Origin of the sequence: Streptomyces sp. SDT5-1 (assembly GCF_052245995.1) — a bacterium.
GTDB lineage: Bacteria > Actinomycetota > Actinomycetes > Streptomycetales > Streptomycetaceae > Streptomyces.
On record NZ_CM125963.1, the window covers coordinates 3416956 to 3434646 of the forward strand.

General features: G+C 70.7%; 15 protein-coding genes. 11 read left to right on the forward strand and 4 right to left on the reverse strand.

The genetic code is table 11. From position 1 onward, the window contains the following. Positions 1–11 precede the first annotated feature (11 nt). Positions 12–815 (forward strand): phosphatase, encoded by an 804-nt coding sequence (locus ACTWJ8_RS15865; protein ID WP_356376590.1) that lies wholly within the window; start codon positions 12–14, stop codon positions 813–815. Positions 816–833: 18 nt separating this feature from the next. Here ACTWJ8_RS15865 and ACTWJ8_RS15870 read toward each other — a convergent pair whose 3' ends face one another. From ACTWJ8_RS15870 to ACTWJ8_RS15885, 4 genes are all read right to left on the reverse strand, one after another. Further along, positions 834–1823 (reverse strand): cation diffusion facilitator family transporter, encoded by a 990-nt coding sequence (locus ACTWJ8_RS15870; protein ID WP_356376587.1) that lies wholly within the window; start codon positions 1821–1823, stop codon positions 834–836. Between the two features lie 20 nt (positions 1824–1843). After that, positions 1844–2716, reverse strand: a complete 873-nt coding sequence (locus ACTWJ8_RS15875; RefSeq protein ID WP_385760017.1) for an acyl-CoA thioesterase — start codon at positions 2714–2716, stop codon at positions 1844–1846. 35 nt (positions 2717–2751) lie between these two features. Next, a complete protein-coding gene (locus ACTWJ8_RS15880; RefSeq protein WP_356376581.1) occupies positions 2752–3909 on the reverse strand; it encodes an acyl-CoA dehydrogenase family protein in 1158 nt (385 codons plus the stop codon). A 139-nt stretch (positions 3910–4048) separates the two neighbouring features. Then, positions 4049–4642: an SACE_7040 family transcriptional regulator gene (locus tag ACTWJ8_RS15885; protein WP_356376578.1), complete on the reverse strand. Its 594-nt coding sequence runs from the start codon at positions 4640–4642 to the stop codon at positions 4049–4051. A 97-nt stretch (positions 4643–4739) separates the two neighbouring features. On the opposite strand from ACTWJ8_RS15885, the gene ACTWJ8_RS15890 reads away from it, so the two are divergent. From ACTWJ8_RS15890 to ACTWJ8_RS15935, 10 genes are all read left to right on the forward strand, one after another. Then, the gene (locus tag ACTWJ8_RS15890) at positions 4740–6362 is read left to right on the forward strand and encodes a carboxyl transferase domain-containing protein (protein ID WP_356376575.1); all 1623 of its coding nucleotides are present in this window, start codon (positions 4740–4742) and stop codon (positions 6360–6362) included. Positions 6363–6376: 14 nt separating this feature from the next. Next, positions 6377–8302 carry an acetyl/propionyl/methylcrotonyl-CoA carboxylase subunit alpha gene (locus ACTWJ8_RS15895; RefSeq protein WP_443264203.1) on the forward strand — a complete coding sequence of 642 codons (1926 nt, stop codon included), beginning with the start codon at positions 6377–6379 and terminating at the stop codon, positions 8300–8302. Then, the gene (locus tag ACTWJ8_RS15900; protein ID WP_443264204.1) at positions 8299–9261 is read left to right on the forward strand and encodes a hydroxymethylglutaryl-CoA lyase; all 963 of its coding nucleotides are present in this window, start codon (positions 8299–8301) and stop codon (positions 9259–9261) included. The genes ACTWJ8_RS15895 and ACTWJ8_RS15900 overlap by 4 nt, the downstream gene beginning before the upstream one ends. A 7-nt stretch (positions 9262–9268) precedes the next feature. Beyond that, the gene (locus tag ACTWJ8_RS15905) at positions 9269–10429 is read left to right on the forward strand and encodes an acyl-CoA dehydrogenase family protein (protein ID WP_443264206.1); all 1161 of its coding nucleotides are present in this window, start codon (positions 9269–9271) and stop codon (positions 10427–10429) included. A 104-nt stretch (positions 10430–10533) separates the two neighbouring features. Then, positions 10534–11580 (forward strand): ABC transporter substrate-binding protein, encoded by a 1047-nt coding sequence (locus ACTWJ8_RS15910; protein ID WP_356376564.1) that lies wholly within the window; start codon positions 10534–10536, stop codon positions 11578–11580. 4 nt (positions 11581–11584) lie between these two features. Then, entirely contained in the window at positions 11585–12439 is an 855-nt protein-coding gene (locus tag ACTWJ8_RS15915) for a siderophore-interacting protein (protein ID WP_443264208.1), read from the forward strand. 169 nt (positions 12440–12608) lie between these two features. Beyond that, positions 12609–14051, forward strand: a complete 1443-nt coding sequence (gene desA / locus ACTWJ8_RS15920; RefSeq protein WP_443264210.1) for a lysine decarboxylase DesA — start codon at positions 12609–12611, stop codon at positions 14049–14051. Then, on the forward strand, positions 14035–15315 hold the full coding sequence (locus ACTWJ8_RS15925) for a lysine N(6)-hydroxylase/L-ornithine N(5)-oxygenase family protein (protein WP_443264211.1): 1281 nt from the start codon (positions 14035–14037) through the stop codon (positions 15313–15315). Before desA ends, ACTWJ8_RS15925 begins: the two co-directional genes overlap by 17 nt. Further along, positions 15312–15881, forward strand: coding sequence for a GNAT family N-acetyltransferase (locus ACTWJ8_RS15930; protein WP_356376552.1), 570 nt, complete (start codon positions 15312–15314; stop codon positions 15879–15881). Before ACTWJ8_RS15925 ends, ACTWJ8_RS15930 begins: the two co-directional genes overlap by 4 nt. Next, complete coding sequence (locus ACTWJ8_RS15935) at positions 15878–17653, forward strand: IucA/IucC family protein (RefSeq protein ID WP_443264213.1); 1776 nt, start codon at positions 15878–15880, stop codon at positions 17651–17653. The genes ACTWJ8_RS15930 and ACTWJ8_RS15935 overlap by 4 nt, the downstream gene beginning before the upstream one ends. Positions 17654–17691: the final 38 nt, after the last annotated feature.

Sequence of the window (17691 nt, forward strand, 5' to 3'; positions counted from 1 at the left end):
ACAATGGGCGTATGCCGATACCCGGATTGCCCAGTGACGTCCCGAGCCGCTCCGCCCTGATCGAGCACCTCGTCCGCACCCGCATCGCGGGGGACGTGGCGACACCCCGCGAGAACAACCGCTCGCACTACCGCAGGCTCGCGGACGGCGACCGCCACTACTGGCTGGGTCTGGAACTCGGCGACCGCTGGACCGACGAGGAGGCCGTGCTCGCCGTGATGGCCGAGCGCTGCGGCGTCGTCGCCGACGCCGACCACCGCTCGGGCCAGGACACCATCGACCCGGAACTGACCGTCGACGCCCTCGACCGCACGGCCGCCCGCCTGCGCAAGGCCGCGGAGGACCGGCAGCGCGTCCTGCTCGCCACGGGCCACCCCGGCGGGCTCCTCGACGTCCACCGGGCGACGGCGACGGCGCTGCGCGCGGCCGGCTGCGAGATCGTGGTGATCCCGGAGGGCCTCGCCACGGAGGAGGGCATGGTCTTCCAGTTCGCGGACGTGGCGATGCTGGAGCGCGGCGCGACGCTGTGGCACACGCACTCCCCCGCGCCGATGGCCGCGATCCTCGACGGCCTGGCCCGCGAGGGCCGCCCGCTGCCCGACCTCGTGGTCGCCGACCACGGCTGGGCGGGCTGCGCCGCGCAGCGCGGCCTCGACTCCGTCGGCTACGCGGACTGCAACGACCCGGCCCTCTTCCTCGGCGAGGCCGAGGGCACGATGCAGGTGACGATCCCCCTGGACGACCACGTCACGAGCCCGAGGCACTACGACCCGATGACGGCCTATCTCCTGGACGCGGCCGGCCTCAACCAGTAGGCCGCCGCCGAGGCGCGCTCACCACGGATTGAGCCCCTCCGTACGCCGCGCCGCGAATCCCGGGGTCGGATCGAGGAAGACCCGCCGCACCGCAGGGAACCGCTCCCGGATCCGCCGCGAGGCGTCCTCGCACGCCCACTCGATCTGGGCGGCCGTGGACGCGTCCCGGAAGTCCACCTTCGCCGCGACCAACGCCTCCCGAGGCCCCTGCACCAACGTGGTCAGCTCGAGCACCGCCTCGACGTGCTCGACGCCGAGCACGATCGTCCGGATCTCGTCCCGCAGGGGCTTCGGCAGCGGCCGCCCCACCAGCAGCTCCGCGTTGGACCGCCCGAGCACCCACGCCACCCACAGCAGCAGCGCACCGATGCACAGGGACGCCGCCGCGTCCCACGCCGCCGATCCGGTGAGCTGCGAGCCGAGCAGGCCCCCGGCCGCCAGCAGCAGACCGGCGAGCGCCGCGCTGTCCTCCAGGACGACCGCCTTCACCGCCGTGTCGGGCGTGTGCCGCAGATACGTGCCGAACGGCGCCCGCACCCTGGCCGCCTCGCCGCGCGCCTGCTTGAGCGCCGTACGCAGTGAGAACCCTTCGAGGACGAAGGCGACGCCCAGCACCACGTACGACACCACGGGGTTGCCCAGTTCCTCGCCCGCGACGAGCGTGTGGATCCCGTCGTACAGGGAGAAGACCGCGCCGCCCACGAACGTGGCGACGGCCGCGAGCAGCGCCCACACGTACCGCTCGCCGCCGTAGCCGAGCGGATGTTCCTCGTCGGCGGGCTTGTCGCTGCGCTTCAGGGAGGTGAGCAGCAGCAGTTCGGTGACGGTGTCGGCGAAGGAGTGCGCCGCCTCGGAGAGCATCGCGCTGGAGCCGCTGATGACGCCGGCGACGGCCTTCGCGAGGGCGATGCCCAGATTGGCCCCGGCGGCGACGAGCACCGTGAAGACGCTCTCCCCGCCCGCTTCTTCCGTGCCGCCCACACCGTCCTCCGCCCGCCGTGCATCCATGTACGGGACGTTATGTCCGATCAGCGCGGAACGCGAACGACGCCCTCCTGGATGACGGTGATCGCGAGCCGTCCGTCCTGGGTGTAGATCCTGGCCTGCCCGAGCCCGCGCCCGCCGGACGTGGACGGCGACTCCTGGTCGTAGAGCAGCCACTCGTCGGCACGGAACGGCCGGTGGAACCACATGGCGTGGTCGAGGGACGCGCCCACGACGTCGCCGACGGCCCAGCCGCCGCGCCCGTGGGCGAGCAGCACCGAGTCGAGGAGCGTCATGTCGGAGACGTAGGTCGCGAGGCAGACGTGCAGCAGCGGGTCGTCGGCGAGCTTGCCGCGGGCGCGGAACCACACCTGGGAGCGCGGCGGCTGCGGGTCGCCGACGAAGGCGAAGGGCGGCGCGTCCACGTACCGCAGGTCGACGGCCTCGCGCGCTTCGAGGAGCCGCTGGACGACCTCGGGCTTCAGCACGTCGTCGGCGTACCGCGGCAGCATCTCCTCGGCGGTCGGCAGCGACTCCGGGTCGGGCGCGGGCGGCATGTCGGCCTGGTGGTCGAGCCCCTCCTCGTACGTCTGGAAGGACGCGGAGAGGTGGAAGATCGGCTGCCCGTGCTGGACGGCGACGACGCGCCGCGTGGTGAAGGAGCGGCCGTCGCGGATCCGGTCGACGGTGTAGACGATGGGCGCGCCCGGGTCCCCCGCGACCAGGAAGTACGCGTGCAGGGAGTGGGCGTGCCGGTCGGCCGGGACGGTGCGCCCGGCCGCGACCAGCGCCTGGGCCGCCACCTGCCCGCCGAAGACGCGCGGGACGACGGAGGACCGGGACTGGCCGCGGAAGATGTCCTCCTCGATCTGCTCGAGGTCGAGCAGATCGAGGAGGGATTCGAGTGCCTGATGCATGGGATCAGTTGTACCGAGCGAACGTTCTGTGCTGGTTACAGGCCCATGTTCTTCGCGATGATCGACTTCATGATCTCGCTGGTGCCGCCGTAGATGCGGTTCACGCGGTTGTCCGCGTACAGGCGGGCGATCGGGTACTCGTTCATGAACCCGTAGCCGCCGTGCAGCTGGAGGCAGCGGTCGATGACGCGGTGCGCGACCTCGGTGCAGAACAGCTTCGCGGAGGCGGCCTCGGCGGCGCTCAGCTCACCGGCGTCGAGGGCCTCGAGGGCGCGGTCGGCGACGGCCTCGGCGGCGTCCACCTCGGCCTGGCAGGCGGCCAGCTCGAACTTGGTGTTCTGGAACGACGCGACAGTCTTGCCGAAGACCGTGCGGTCCTGGACGTACGCCTTGGCGAACTGCACCGCGGCCTTGGCCTGCGCGTACGCGCCGTAGGCGATGCCCCAGCGCTCGGACGGCAGGTTCTTGCCGAGGTAGTAGAAGCCCTTGTTCTCCTCGCCGAGGAGGTCCTCGACGGGGACCTTCACGTCGACGAACGCCAGCTCGGCGGTGTCGGAGGTCTTCAGGCCGAGCTTGTCGAGCTTGCGGCCGATCGAGTAGCCCTCGAGCTTGGTGTCGACGGCGAAGAGGGAGATGCCGTGGCGGCGGTCCTCGGCGGTCGGCGCGGCGGTGCGGGCGCAGACGATGACGCGGTCGGCGTGCACGCCACCGGTGATGAACGTCTTCGAACCGTTCAGCACGTAGTGCGTGCCGTCGTCGGAGAGCTTGGCCGTGGTCTTCATGCCGGCCAGGTCGGAGCCGGTGCCCGGCTCGGTCATGGCGAGGGCCCACATCTCCTCGCCGGTGACGAACTTCTCCAGGTAGCGCTTCTTCTGCTCGTCGGTGGCGAGCATCTTGATGTACGGGAGCGCGAGAAGGACGTGCACGCCCGAACCGCCGAAGGAGACGCCGGCGCGGGCGGTCTCCTCGTACTGGATGGCCTCGAACTTGTGGGTGTCGAGCCCGGCGCCGCCGAACTCCTCCGGCACGTTGATGCCGAAGAGGCCCAGGTCGGCCATCTTCGAGTAGAGCTCGCGCGGCACGATGCCCTGCTGGAACCACTCGTCGTAGTGGGGGACGACCTCGGCCTCGATGAAGGCGCGCAGGGTCTCCCGGAACGCCTCGTGGTCCTCATCAAAAACGGTACGGCGCACGGAGAACTCTCCCTCTACGACGGTCTGCGACGACTCTGTGGACGACAACCAAGCGACTAAGCGCTTGCTCAGATGCAGGTTACCCACGAGTCGCGAGGAGCGTCCAGAGATACAGGTCACTCCGGGGCAGCCGGCGACCTCACTCTGCGGCAGCCGCGGCGAACGCGCCACGCGCCAGCTTGTGCAGCATCCCCGCGGTCGCCGTCCGGCCGGGCAGCGATCCCGGGCGGCTGAGGTGCGGCGTCGAGTTGAGGAGCCCGAAGACCGCGTGCACGGCCACGCGCGCGTGCGCCTCCACGAGCCCCGGATAGACCTTGCGCACGGCCTCCACCCACAGCTCCACGTACTGGCGCTGGAGCTGGCGGACCAGCTTGCGGTCGCTGTCGCGCAGCCGGTCCAGCTCGCGGTCGTGCAGCGTGATCAGGTCGCGGTCGTCGAGCGCGAAGTCGATGTGCCCCTCGATCAGCGAGTCGAGCAGCGCCTCGGGCCCCTGATCGGCCTCGGCGACCCGACGCTTGCCGCCGGTCAGGAGCTGGCCGCTGATGCCGACGAGCAGCTCGGCGAGCATCGCATCCTTGCCGGCGAAGTGCCGGTACAGGCCGGGGCCGCTGATGCCGACCGCCGCCCCTATCTCGTCCACGCCCACGCCGTGGAACCCGCGCTCGGCGAAGAGCCGCGCGGCCTCCCTGAGGATCTGCTCGCGGCGGGTGGGGGCGTCGGTTCTCGTGGCCATGAAGGCAATTCTAGACAGGGACGTTAGCGAGCGTTAACCTGACGGCAGACGGTTAACGCTCATTAACTTTCTGGTACGGGCAAGGGGGCTCGAGGCCATGCAGGAGGCACCGGAGCTGACGAGCGCGGCGGAGCCCGCGTCGGAGGCCTGGCGCGCCAATGAGGCGGCGCACCGGGCGCTCGGCGAGGAGCTGCGCGCCAAGCTCGCGGCGGCCCGGCTCGGCGGCGGCGAGAAGGCGCGGGCGCGGCACACCGCGCGCGGCAAGCTGCTGCCGCGGGATCGTGTGGACGCGCTGCTCGACCCCGGCTCCCCGTTCCTGGAGCTGGCGCCGCTGGCGGCGGACGGGATGTACGAGGGGCAGGCGCCCGCCGCGGGTGTGATCGCCGGGATCGGCCGGGTCAGCGGCCGCGAGTGCGTGATCGTCGCCAATGACGCGACGGTCAAGGGCGGCACGTACTACCCGATGACGGTGAAGAAGCACCTGCGCGCACAGGAGGTGGCTCTGGAGAACAGGCTGCCGTGCGTCTATCTGGTGGACTCGGGCGGCGCATTCCTGCCGATGCAGGACGACGTGTTCCCGGACCGCGAGCACTTCGGGCGGATCTTCTACAACCAGGCGCGGATGTCCGGCGCGGGCATCCCGCAGATCGCGGCGGTCCTCGGCTCGTGCACGGCGGGCGGGGCGTACGTCCCGGCGATGAGCGACGAGGCGGTGATCGTCCGCAATCAGGGCACGATCTTCCTCGGCGGACCGCCGCTGGTGAAGGCGGCCACCGGTGAGGTGGTGACGGCCGAGGAGCTGGGCGGCGGCGAGGTCCACTCGCGGGTGTCGGGCGTGACCGACCATCTGGCGGAGGACGACGCGCACGCACTGCGGATCGTGCGGACCATCGTCTCGACGCTGCCGGAGCGCGGCCCGCTGCCGTGGGCGGTGAAGGCGGCGATCGAGCCGAAGGTGGACCCCGCGGGGCTGTACGGCGCGGTGCCGGTCGACTCGCGGACCCCGTACGACGTGCGGGAGGTCATCGCGCGCGTGGTGGACGGCTCGCGGTTCGCCGAGTTCAAGGCGGAGTACGGGCAGACGCTGGTCACCGGCTTCGCGCGGATCCACGGCCACCCGGTCGGCATCGTCGCGAACAACGGCATTCTGTTCGCCGAGTCCGCCCAGAAGGGGGCCCACTTCATCGAGCTGTGCGACCAGCGCGGCATCCCGCTGCTCTTCCTCCAGAACATCTCGGGCTTCATGGTCGGCAAGGACTACGAGGCGGGCGGCATCGCCAAGCACGGCGCCAAGATGGTCACGGCGGTGGCCTGCACGCGCGTGCCGAAGCTGACCGTGGTGATCGGCGGCAGTTACGGCGCGGGCAACTACTCGATGTGCGGCCGGGCGTACTCGCCGCGCTTCCTGTGGATGTGGCCCGGCGCGAAGATCTCCGTGATGGGCGGCGAGCAGGCCGCGTCCGTGCTCGCGACCGTCAAGCGCGACCAGATGGAGGCGCGCGGCGAGGAGTGGGCGGCGGAGGAAGAGGACGCCTTCAAGGCCCCGATCCGCGCCCAGTACGAGCGGCAGGGGAATGCCTACTACGCGACGGCCCGGCTCTGGGACGACGGCGTGATCGACCCGATGGAGACCCGCCAGGTCCTCGGCCTGGCCCTGACCGCGTGTGCCAACGCGCCGCTGCCGGAGAAGTCCGCCGGCTTCGGCGTCTTCCGGATGTGAGGGGCGGACCAGACGTGTTCGAGACGGTACTTGTGGCCAACCGCGGCGAGATCGCGGTGCGCGTCATCCGTACGCTGCGGGCGCTCGGCATCCGCTCCGTGGCGGTCCACAGCGACGCCGACGCGGACGCGCGGCATGTGCGCGAGGCGGACGAGGCGGTGCGGATCGGCCCGCCCGCCGCGACCGAGTCCTATCTGGTGGCGGAGCGGCTGATCGAGGCCGCGGCGGCGACCGGCGCGCAGGCGGTGCACCCGGGCTACGGATTCCTCGCGGAGAACGCGGAGTTCGCGCGGGCCTGCGAGGCGGCAGGGCTGGTCTTCATCGGCCCGCCCGCCGAGGCGATCGCCCTGATGGGCGACAAGATCCGCGCCAAGGAGACGGTGAGCGCGGCAGGGGTCCCGGTGGTGCCCGGCGGCCGCGATCCGGAGCTGGCCGAGGCCGCGCGGAAGTTGGGCGCGCCGGTCCTCATCAAACCCAGCGCGGGCGGCGGCGGCAAGGGCATGCGCCTGGTGCGCGATCTGACCGTCCTGGAGGAGGAGATCGCGGCGGCCCGGCGCGAGGCCCGCGCCTCGTTCGGCGACGACACGCTCCTCGTGGAGCGCTGGATCGACCGCCCCCGGCACATCGAGATCCAGGTCCTGGCGGACGGCCACGGGAACGTGGTGCACCTCGGCGAGCGCGAGTGCTCCCTCCAGCGCCGCCACCAGAAGATCGTCGAGGAGGCGCCCTCGGTGCTGCTCGACGAGGCCACGCGCGCGGCGATGGGCGCGGCGGCCGTCGAGGCGGCGCGCAGTTGCGGCTACCGGGGCGCGGGCACGGTGGAGTTCATCGTTCCGGGCGAGGACCCGGCCGCGTACTGCTTCATGGAGATGAACACGCGGCTCCAGGTGGAGCACCCGGTGACGGAGTTGGTCACGGGCGTGGACCTGGTGGAGTGGCAGGTCCGCGTGGCCGCGGGCGAACGACTCCCCTTCGCCCAGGACGACATCACGCTCACCGGTCACGCGGTGGAGGCCCGCCTGTGCGCGGAGGACCCGGCGCGCGGCTTCCTGCCCTCCGGCGGCACGGTCCTCGCGCTGGCCGAGCCCGAGGGCGAGGGCGTCCGCGTCGACTCCGGCCTCACCGAGGGCACGGAGGTCTCCAGCCTCTACGACCCGATGCTCGCGAAGATCATCGCGTACGGCCCCGACCGGGACACGGCGCTGCGCAGGCTGCGGGCGGCGCTCGCGCGCACGGTGACCCTTGGCGTGCCGACGAACGCCGGGTACCTGCGGCGACTGCTCGCCCACCCGGACGTCGTGGCGGGCGAGTTGGACACGGGCCTGGTGGAGCGTGTGACGGACAGCCTGGTCGACGCGGAGGTCCCTGCGGAGGTGTACGCGGCGGCGGGCGTGCTGCGTCAGCGGGCCCTGGAGCCCGCGGGGCGCGGCTGGACCGACCCGTTCGACCGGCCCACCGGCTGGCGGCTCGGCGGTGAACCGGCGTGGACGGTGCACCCGTTGCGGGTCGCGGGCCACGACCCGGTCGAGGTCCGGGTGCGCGGCACCGAGGTCCTGGTGGACGGCGAGCCGACCGTGCCCGCCCGCCTCACCGCGACCGCGGGCGACTGGCTGGCGCGCGACGGCGACGCCTGGCACGTGCGGGACCACGACCCGGTCGCCGCGAGCCTGACCGGCGCGGGCACCGGCGGCGCCGGCTCCCTGACGGCCCCGATGCCCGGCACGGTGACCGTGGTCAAGGTGGCCGTGGGCGACCAGGTGGCGGCGGGCCAGAGCCTGTTGGTGGTGGAGGCGATGAAGATGGAGCACGTGATCACGTCCCCGCACGCGGGCACGGTGAGCGAGCTGGACGTGGCGCCGGGGACGACCGTGGCGATGGACCAGGTCCTCGCGGTGGTCGCCCCCGAGGAGACGGCCGACGGCGGGGAGGCCGCGCGATGAGCACCGCACTGCCCATGACCGTGCCCGCCCCCGGCCTCCCGGCCCGCGTCCGGATCCACGAGGTGGGGCCGCGCGACGGGCTCCAGAACGAGAAGCGGACCGTCCCCACGGAGGTGAAGGCGGAGTTCATCCACCGCCTCGCCCGGTCGGGGCTGACCACCGTCGAGGCCACGAGCTTCGTGCACCCCAAGTGGGTGCCCCAACTGGCGGACGCGGAGGCCCTGTTCCCGCTCGTCCAGGACATCGAGGGCGTCCACCTCCCGGTCCTGGTGCCGAACGCGCGGGGCCTCGACCGGGCGCTCGCCCTCGGCGCGCACCGCATCGCCGTGTTCGCCAGCGCCACCGAGTCCTTCGCGAAGGCCAATCTGAACCGGACGGTGGCCGAGTCCCTGGCCGTGTTCGAGCCGGTCGTGGCCCGCGCCAAGGAGTCCCGGGCGCACGTCAGGGGCTACCTCTCGATGTGCTTCGGCGACCCGTGGGAGGGCCCGGTCCCGGTCCCCCAGGTCGTCTCCGTCGCCAAGTCCCTGGTGGACATGGGCTGCGACGAGCTGAGCCTCGGCGACACCATCGGCGTGGCCACCCCGGGGCACGTACAGGCGCTGCTCACGGCGCTGAACGAGGAGGGCGTGCCGACGAGCGCGATCGGCGTGCACTTCCACGACACGTACGGGCAGGCGCTCGCCAACACGCTGGCGGCGCTCCAGCACGGCGTGACCACCGTCGACGCGTCCGCGGGCGGCCTCGGCGGCTGCCCGTACGCGAAGAGCGCCACCGGAAATCTCGCCACCGAGGACCTCGTCTGGATGCTGCGCGGACTCGGCATCGAGACCGGGGTCGACCTCGACCGTCTCACCGACACCAGCAGGTGGATGGCCGGGCACCTGGGCCGACCCAGCCCTTCCCGCACCGTTCGCGCCCTCACACCCGAGGCCGACACCGATGCCGACCAGGAGCAGTGAGGCAGTCATGGATCACCACCTCTCCCCCGAGCACGAGGAACTCCGCCGCACGGTCGAGGAGTTCGCGCACGACGTCGTCGCCCCGAAGATCGGCGACTTCTACGAGCGGCACGAGTTCCCCTACGAGATCGTGCGCGAGATGGGCCGCATGGGCCTGTTCGGTCTGCCGTTCCCCGAGGAGTACGGCGGCATGGGCGGCGACTATCTGGCGCTCGGCATCGCCCTGGAGGAGCTGGCCCGCGTCGACTCCTCCGTCGCGATCACCCTGGAGGCCGGCGTCTCGCTCGGCGCCATGCCGATCCATCTCTTCGGCACCGATGAGCAGAAGCGGGAGTGGCTGCCGAAGCTGTGCGCGGGCGAGATCCTGGGCGCGTTCGGCCTGACGGAGCCCGAGGCGGGCTCGGACGCGGGCGGCACCCGCACGACGGCCGTGCGCGACGAGGAGACCGGCGACTGGGTCATCAACGGCACGAAGTGCTTCATCACGAACTCCGGCACGGACATCACGGGCCTGGTGACGGTCACGGCGGTCACCGACCGCACGGCGGACGGCCGCCCGTCGATCTCCTCGATCATCGTCCCCTCCGGGACGCCGGGGTTCACGGTGGCGGCGCCGTACTCGAAGGTGGGGTGGAACGCGTCGGACACCCGTGAGCTGCACTTCGACGACGTGCGGGTGCCCGCGGAGAACCTGCTGGGCACGGAGGGGCGGGGCTTCGCGCAGTTCCTGCGGATCCTCGACGAGGGGCGCGTCGCGATCTCCGCGCTCGCCACGGGGCTCGCGCAGGGCTGCGTCGACGAGTCGGTGAAGTACGCCAAGGAGCGCCGCGCCTTCGGCCGGCCCATCGGCGGCTACCAGGCGATCCAGTTCAAGGTCGCCGACATGGAGATGAAGGCGCACACGGCCCGCCTCGCGTGGCGGGACGCGGCGTCGCGGCTGGTGGCCGGGGAGCCGTTCAAGAAGGAGGCGGCCCTCGCGAAGCTCTACTCGTCGACGGTGGCGGTGGACAACGCGCGGGAGGCCACGCAGATCCACGGCGGCTACGGCTTCATGAACGAGTACCCGGTCGCCCGCATGTGGCGGGACTCCAAGATCCTCGAGATCGGCGAGGGCACGAGCGAGGTGCAGCGGATGCTGATCGCACGGGAGCTCGGGCTCACCACCTGATTTTTTACTCGGGCCACCCTCTGGACACGCCGGGAAGTTAGGTTAACCTACCCTGAGTTTGCCCCACCCGGCCGCCGACCTGGCACGTCCGAAAGTTGCCCGTCATGCCCAACGCCCGACTGTCCAGCCCCACCCGCCGCGGCATCCTCGCCGCGACCGGCGCCATCGGTCTCGGGGCCGCTCTCGCCGCCTGCGGCGACGGCGGCTCCAAAGACGGCGGTTCCAGCTCGGCGGGTGCCGCGAAGAAGTCCGGCCCCTGGTCGTACAAGGACGACCGCGGCAAGACCGTGAAGCTGGACAAGGTCCCGACGAACATCGTGGCCTTCACCGGCATGGGCGCCGCCCTCTACGACTACGGGATCCAGGTCAAGGGCGTCTTCGGCCCGACGACCACGAAGGGTGGCAAGGCCGACGTCCAGGCCGGCGACATGCCCGTCGACAAGGTCACCGTCATCGGCAACGAGTGGGGCCAGTTCAACATCGAGAAGTACGCGGGCCTCTCGCCCGAGGTGCTGATCACCACGATGTTCGACGGCGCGGGCACCCTCTGGTACGTCCCGGAGGAGTCCGCCAAGAAGATCGCCAAGCTCGCCCCGAGCGTCGGCATCTCGGTCTACGACCGGCAGCTCACGACGCCGCTCGAGCACGTCTACAAGCTGGCCGAGTCCCTCGGCGCCGATCTGAAGGCCGACAAGGTCGTCAAGGCGAAGAAGCGCTTCGAGGAGGCCGCCGCCCGGCTGCGCAAGGCGGCCAAGGCCAACCCCGACATCAAGGTGATGGCGGGCAGCGCGAGCCCCGACATCTTCTACGTGTCGGGCACGAACCTCTCCATCGACCTGGAGTACTTCAAGGCGCTCGGCGTGAACTTCGTGGAGCCCTCGGAGGCGGCGAAGAAGGCGTCCGGCGGCTGGTTCGAGAACCTGAGCTGGGAGAACGTCAACAAGCACAAGGCCGACATCATCATGATGGACGACCGCGCCCAGGCCATTCAGCCCGCCGACATCGACGAGCCGACCTGGAAGAAGCTGCCGGCCGTGAAGGCGGGCCAGGTGATCTCCCGCTCCCCCGAGCCGATCCTCTCCTACGACAAGTGCGCTCCGCTCCTGGAGAACCTCGCGAAGGCCATCGAGACGGCGAAGAAGGTGTCCTGACCCCATGACGACGACGGCCGAAGCCCCCGCTGTTGCCCCTTATCGATTCTTCGATCTGCAAGTGGTCCGCACGCGGCGGCTCGGCCCGTCGCTCCTCCGGGTCACCTTCACAGGCCCCGACCTCGCCGACTTCCACGGCGGCGGCCGGGACCAGTCCCTCTCCCTCTTCCTGCCGCACCCCGGCCAGGAGGCCCCCGTCCTGCCGCCCATGGGCCTGGACGACGGCCGCGCCTGGCACGCGGCGTTCCGGGCGATCCCGGACGACGAGCGCGCCATCATGCGCTCGTACACGCTGAGCGGCCAGCGCCGCTTCCCGGCGGAGGAGGTCGACATCGACTTCGTGCTGCACGACGACGACCCGTCGACCTCGGGACCCGCCTGCCGCTGGGCCCGCGCCGCCACCCCCGGCGACCGCGCCGTCGTGCTCGGCCCGGCCGTCGCCGACAACGGCGCGGTGCGCTGCCGGCCGCAGGACGACTTCGACCACATCCTCATGTGGGGCGACGAGACGGCGCTGCCCGCCGCGCTCGGCGTCCTCGCGTGGCTGCCCGAGCACGTCTCGGCCGACGTGTACCTGGAGGTCCCGCACCGCGAGGACATCCAGCCGATCATCACGCTCGCGGACGTCCGGGTGACCTGGCTGGTCCGCGACGAGGGCGGCCCCACGGCCCTCGACGCCGTGCGCGCGGCCCAACTCCCCGAGGCCACGAGCCCGTACGCGTGGCTGGCGGGCGAGTCCGGAACGATGAAGGAGCTGCGGCGGCACCTCGTGCGCGAACGCGGTTACGACAAGCGGGCCGTGACGTTCGTCGGTTACTGGCGGCGCGGGATGAGCGAGGACGCGCTGCGCGCCGCGTAACACCCCCCACTTGCTCCACAACAGAACATTCCAGCCATTCCAGCCACAGAACAGGGGGCGGGGTCGCGAGCCAAAGTTAGGTTAGGCTAACCTAATCCTCGGGTTCGCGACCTCGCCCTTTTTCCTGCCCCACCCGGGAACACCCTCACCCCACCCGGAGGAACCGTTCATGCGCTCGCACCTGCTCAACGACACCACCGCGGAGCTCTACCGCAGCTCCGTGACCGAGGGAGTCGAGCGGGTGGCGGCCAAACTCGCCACCACCACCAGGCCGTTCACCGGCGTCACCCCCGACGCCCTCGCCCCCGCCGTCGACGCCGTCGACCTGGACGAGCCGCTCCAGGACACCATCGCCGCCCTGGACGAGTTGGAGGACGTCTACCTCCGCGACGCCGTCTACTTCCACCACCCCCGCTACCTCGCCCACCTCAACTGCCCGGTCGTCATCCCGGCCGTGCTCGGCGAGGCGATCCTCTCCGCCGTCAACTCCTCGCTGGACACCTGGGACCAGTCCGCGGGCGGCACCCTCATCGAGCGCAAGCTCATCGACTGGACCGCCGGGCGCATCGGCCTCGGCCCCGCCGCCGACGGCGTGTTCACCTCCGGCGGCTCGCAGTCCAACCTCCAGGCGCTGCTGCTCGCCCGCGAGGAGGCCAAGGCCGACGACCTGAGGACGCTCCGCGTCTTCGCCTCGGAGGTCAGCCACTTCAGCGTCAAGAAGTCCGCGACGCTGCTCGGCCTCGACCCCGAGTGCGTCGTCTCCCTCCCGGTCGACCGCGAGAAGCGGATGCAGACCGTGGCGCTCGCCGCCGAGCTGGAGCGCTGCCGCGCGGAGGGCCTCGTCCCCATGGCCGTCGTCGCGACGGCCGGCACCACCGACTTCGGCTCCATCGACCCGCTGCCGGAGATCGCAGAGCTGTGCGCCCAGTACGACACGTGGATGCACGTCGACGCCGCGTACGGCTGCGGGCTGCTCGTGTCGAACAAGAACCGCGGGCGGCTCGACGGCATCGAGCGCGCCGACTCGGTCACCGTCGACTATCACAAGTCCTTCTTCCAGCCGGTGAGTTCGAGCGCCGTCCTGGTCCGCGACGGGGCGACGCTGCGGCACGCCACGTACCACGCCGAGTACCTCAACCCGCGCCGCACCGTCGCCGAGCGGATCCCCAACCAGGTCGACAAGTCCCTGCAGACCACCCGCCGCTTCGACGCCCTCAAGCTGTGGATGACGCTGCGCGTGATGGGCGCCGAGGGCATCGGCTCGCTCTTCGACGAGGTCTGCGACCTGGCCCACAAGGGCTGGCAGCTGCTCGCCGCCGACCCGCGCTTCGACGTCGTCGTGGAGCCGAGCCTGTCCACGCTCGTCTACCGCTACATCCCGGCCGACGCCACCGACCCGGCGGAGATCGACCGCGCCAATCTGCACGCCCGCAAGGCCCTGTTCGCCTCCGGTGACGCCGTCGTGGCGGGCACCAAGGTGGGCGAGCGCCAGTACCTGAAGTTCACCCTGCTCAACCCCGAGACGACGCTCGCCGACATCTCGGCCGTCCTCGACCTCATCGCCGGCCACGCCGAGCAGTACCTGGGAGACACCCTTGACCGCGCATCCTGACACGTACGACTTCATCGGGATCGGCCTCGGCCCCTTCAACCTGGGCCTGGCCGCGCTCACCGAACCGATCGACGAACTGACCGGCCTGTTCATCGAGTCCAAGCCGGACTTCGAGTGGCACTCGGGCATGTTCCTCGACGGCGCGCACCTCCAGACCCCGTTCATGTCGGACCTGGTGACGCTCGCCGACCCCACCTCGCCGTACTCCTTCCTCAACTACCTGAAGGAATCGGGACGGCTGTACTCGTTCTACATCCGCGAGAACTTCTATCCACTGCGCGTCGAGTACAACGACTACTGCCGCTGGACGGCCGCCAAGCTGTCGTCCATCCGCTTCTCGACGACCGTCACCGAGGTCCGCTACGACGAGCAGGCCGAGGTCTACGTCGTGCACACGGACAAGGGCGACACGCACCGCGCCCGCCACCTCGTCCTCGGCACCGGGACCCCGCCGTACGTTCCCGAGGCCTGCCAGGGGCTCGGCGGCGACGGCGTCATCCACAACTCCCGCTACGTGCAGCACAAGGAGCAGCTCCAGAAGAAGAAGTCGATCACGCTGGTCGGCTCGGGGCAGTCCGCCGCGGAGATCTACTACGACCTCCTGAGCGAGATCGACGTGCACGGCTACCGGCTGAACTGGGTGACGCGCTCGCCGCGCTTCTTCCCGCTGGAGTACACCAAGCTCACGCTGGAGATGACGTCCCCGGACTACATCGACTACTTCCACGCGCTGCCCGAGCAGAAGCGCTACTCGCTCGAGGAGCGCCAGAAGGGCCTGTTCAAGGGCATCGACGGCGAGCTGATCGACGCCATCTTCGACCTGCTCTACCAGAAGGGCCTGAACGGCCCGGTCCCGACGCGGCTCATGACCAACTCGGCCCTGCGCACGGCCGATCACGAGCCCGCCACCGGCACGTACACCCTCGGCCTGCACCAGGAGGAGCAGGACAAGGAGTTCGCGCTGGAGACCGAGGGCCTGATCCTCGCCACCGGCTACAAGTACGCCACGCCCGCCTTCCTCGAGCCGGTCCGCGACCGCATCCGCTGGGACGGCCACGGCCGCTACGACGTCGCCCGCAACTACTCGATCGACACCACGGGCCGCGGCATCTTCCTGCAGAACGCGGGCGTGCACACCCACTCGATCACCAGCCCCGACCTGGGCATGGGCGCCTACCGCAACAGTTACATCATCGGCGAGCTGCTCGGCACCGAGTACTACCCCGTCGAGAAGACCATCGCGTTCCAGGAGTTCGCAGCATGAGCAACACGAGCACCACAGAAAGCGTCGTAGGGAAACTGACCCTGCGGCCGGTCGACCCCCAGGGCGACGCCGAGCTGCTGCACCGCTGGGTCACCGACCCCAAGGCAGCCTTCTGGCTGATGCAGGAGGCCAAGCTCCAGGACGTCGAGCGCGAGTACATGTCGATCGCGGCGCACGAGCACCACGACGCCTTCCTCGGCCTGCACGACGGCGAGCCCGCGTTCCTGATGGAGCGCTACGACCCCCGGTACGTCGAGCTGGTCGGCCTGTACGAGCCGGAGCCCGGCGACATCGGCATGCACTTCCTCACCGCGCCCTCCGACGTGCGCATCCCCGGGTTCACGCGCGCCGTGATCACCGCGGTGATGGAGCACCTGTTCGCCGACCCGTCGGTGCACCGCGTCGTCGTCGAGCCCGACGTGCGGAACACGGCGGTGCACGCCCTGAACGAGGCCGTCGGCTTCGTGCCCGAGCGCGAGATCGACAAGCCGGAGAAGACGGCGCTGCTGAGCTTCTGCACGCGCGCCCAGTTCGAAGCGGCCACGGGAAGGACGACCGCAGCATGACCATCGCCGACGCCGCCGCCCACCTCTCCCCCGAGCGCTGGGCCGAGGCCAACCGCCTCCTCATCCGCAAGGCCATAGCCGAGTTCAGCCACGAGCGGCTCCTCATACCCGAGCCCGCCACGGGCCCCGACCGGTACTCCGTCCTCAGCGACGACGGTCTCACCCGCTACGAGTTCACCGCGCGCCGAATGCGCCTGGACCACTGGCAGGTGTCCGCCGACTCGATCACCCGCCACCGCGACGGCGCCGAACTCCCGCTGAACGCGCTGCAGTTCTTCATCGAGATGAAGAAGAGCCTCGGCCTCAGCGACTCGACGCTCCCCGTGTACCTGGAGGAGATCTCCTCCACGCTCTCCGGCACCTGCTTCAAGCTGACGAAGCCGAACGTCACGTCCGCCGAACTCGCCGCGTCCGGCGACTTCCAGGCGATCGAGACGGGCATGACCGAGGGCCACCCCTGCTTCGTCGCGAACAACGGCCGCCTCGGCTTCGGCATCCACGAGTACCTCTCGTACGCGCCCGAGACCGCGAGCCCCGTCCGGCTGATCTGGCTGGCGGCGACCCGCGAGCGCGCCGCGTTCACGGCGGGCGCCGGCCTGGAGTACGAGTCGTTCCTCCGCGCCGAGCTTGGCCGGGCCACCCTGGACCGCTTCGACGGCGTGCTGCGCGACAAGGGCCTGGACCCGGCCGACTACCTGCTCATCCCCGCCCACCCGTGGCAGTGGTGGAACAAGCTGTCCGTCACGTTCGCCGCCGAGGTCGCGCAGCAGCACCTGGTGTGCCTGGGCGAGGGCGACGACGAGTACCTGGCGCAGCAGTCGATCCGCACGTTCTTCAACAAGAGCGAGCCCACCAAGCACTACGTGAAGACGGCCCTCTCGGTCATCAACATGGGCTTCATGCGCGGCCTCTCGGCGGCGTACATGGAGGCGACGCCGGCCATCAACGACTGGCTCGCGAACCTCATCGAGAACGACGAGGTGCTCAAGGACACCGGCCTGACGATCATCCGCGAGCGCGCGGCCGTCGGCTACCGGCACCTGGAGTACGAGGCCGCCACCGACCGCTACTCGCCGTACCGCAAGATGCTGGCGGCGCTGTGGCGCGAGTCCCCGGTGAACTCCCTCGGCGAGGGCGAACGCCTGGCGACGATGGCCTCGCTCCTGCACGTCGACCGCGAGGGCAAGTCCTTCGCGGGCGCCCTCATCGAGCGCTCGGGCCTCACTCCCCGCGAGTGGCTGAAGCCGTACCTGAAGTCGTACCTCACCCCGCTCCTGCACAGCTTCTACGCCTACGACCTGGTGTTCATGCCGCACGGCGAGAACGTCATCCTGGTCCTGGACGAGCGCGGCGTCGTCAAGCGGTCGATCTTCAAGGACATCGCCGAGGAGATCGCGGTGATGGACATGAACGCGGTCCTGCCGCCCGCCGTGGAGCGGATCAAGGCCGAGGTCCCCGACGACATGAAGCTCCTCTCCATCTTCACCGACGTCTTCGACTGCTTCTTCCGCTTCCTCGCGGCGAACCTGGTCGAGGACGGCGTCGTGGACGAGGAGACGTTCTGGTCGGCGGTCGCGGACTGCGTGCGCGACTACCAGGAGGCGATGCCCCAACTGGCGGAGAAGTTCGAGCGGTTCGACATGTTCGCCCCGCAGTTCTCGCTGTCCGCCCTGAACCGCCTCCAGCTGCGCAACAACGAGCAGATGGTCGACCTGGCGGACCCGTCGGGCGCCCTCCAGCTGGTCGGCGACCTGGAGAACCCGATCGCCTGACCCCGGACAGGGAAGGGGCTCGGGAGACGGTCCTCCCG

What these genes read in the sequence shown, in the direction of transcription:
- ACTWJ8_RS15915 (WP_443264208.1), top strand. Translation starts at nt 11,585, where the DNA reads ATGACGACGACGGCCGAAGCCCCCGCTGTTGCCCCTTATCGATTCTTC.
- ACTWJ8_RS15865 (WP_356376590.1), top strand. Translation starts at nt 12, where the DNA reads ATGCCGATACCCGGATTGCCCAGTGACGTCCCGAGCCGCTCCGCCCTG.
- ACTWJ8_RS15905 (WP_443264206.1), top strand. Translation starts at nt 9,269, where the DNA reads ATGGATCACCACCTCTCCCCCGAGCACGAGGAACTCCGCCGCACGGTC.
- ACTWJ8_RS15885 (WP_356376578.1), bottom strand. Translation starts at nt 4,642, where the DNA reads ATGGCCACGAGAACCGACGCCCCCACCCGCCGCGAGCAGATCCTCAGG.
- ACTWJ8_RS15900 (WP_443264204.1), top strand. Translation starts at nt 8,299, where the DNA reads ATGAGCACCGCACTGCCCATGACCGTGCCCGCCCCCGGCCTCCCGGCC.
- ACTWJ8_RS15890 (WP_356376575.1), top strand. Translation starts at nt 4,740, where the DNA reads ATGCAGGAGGCACCGGAGCTGACGAGCGCGGCGGAGCCCGCGTCGGAG.
- ACTWJ8_RS15910 (WP_356376564.1), top strand. Translation starts at nt 10,534, where the DNA reads ATGCCCAACGCCCGACTGTCCAGCCCCACCCGCCGCGGCATCCTCGCC.
- desA (WP_443264210.1), top strand. Translation starts at nt 12,609, where the DNA reads ATGCGCTCGCACCTGCTCAACGACACCACCGCGGAGCTCTACCGCAGC.
- ACTWJ8_RS15870 (WP_356376587.1), bottom strand. Translation starts at nt 1,823, where the DNA reads ATGGATGCACGGCGGGCGGAGGACGGTGTGGGCGGCACGGAAGAAGCG.
- ACTWJ8_RS15930 (WP_356376552.1), top strand. Translation starts at nt 15,312, where the DNA reads ATGAGCAACACGAGCACCACAGAAAGCGTCGTAGGGAAACTGACCCTG.
- ACTWJ8_RS15935 (WP_443264213.1), top strand. Translation starts at nt 15,878, where the DNA reads ATGACCATCGCCGACGCCGCCGCCCACCTCTCCCCCGAGCGCTGGGCC.
- ACTWJ8_RS15875 (WP_385760017.1), bottom strand. Translation starts at nt 2,716, where the DNA reads ATGCATCAGGCACTCGAATCCCTCCTCGATCTGCTCGACCTCGAGCAG.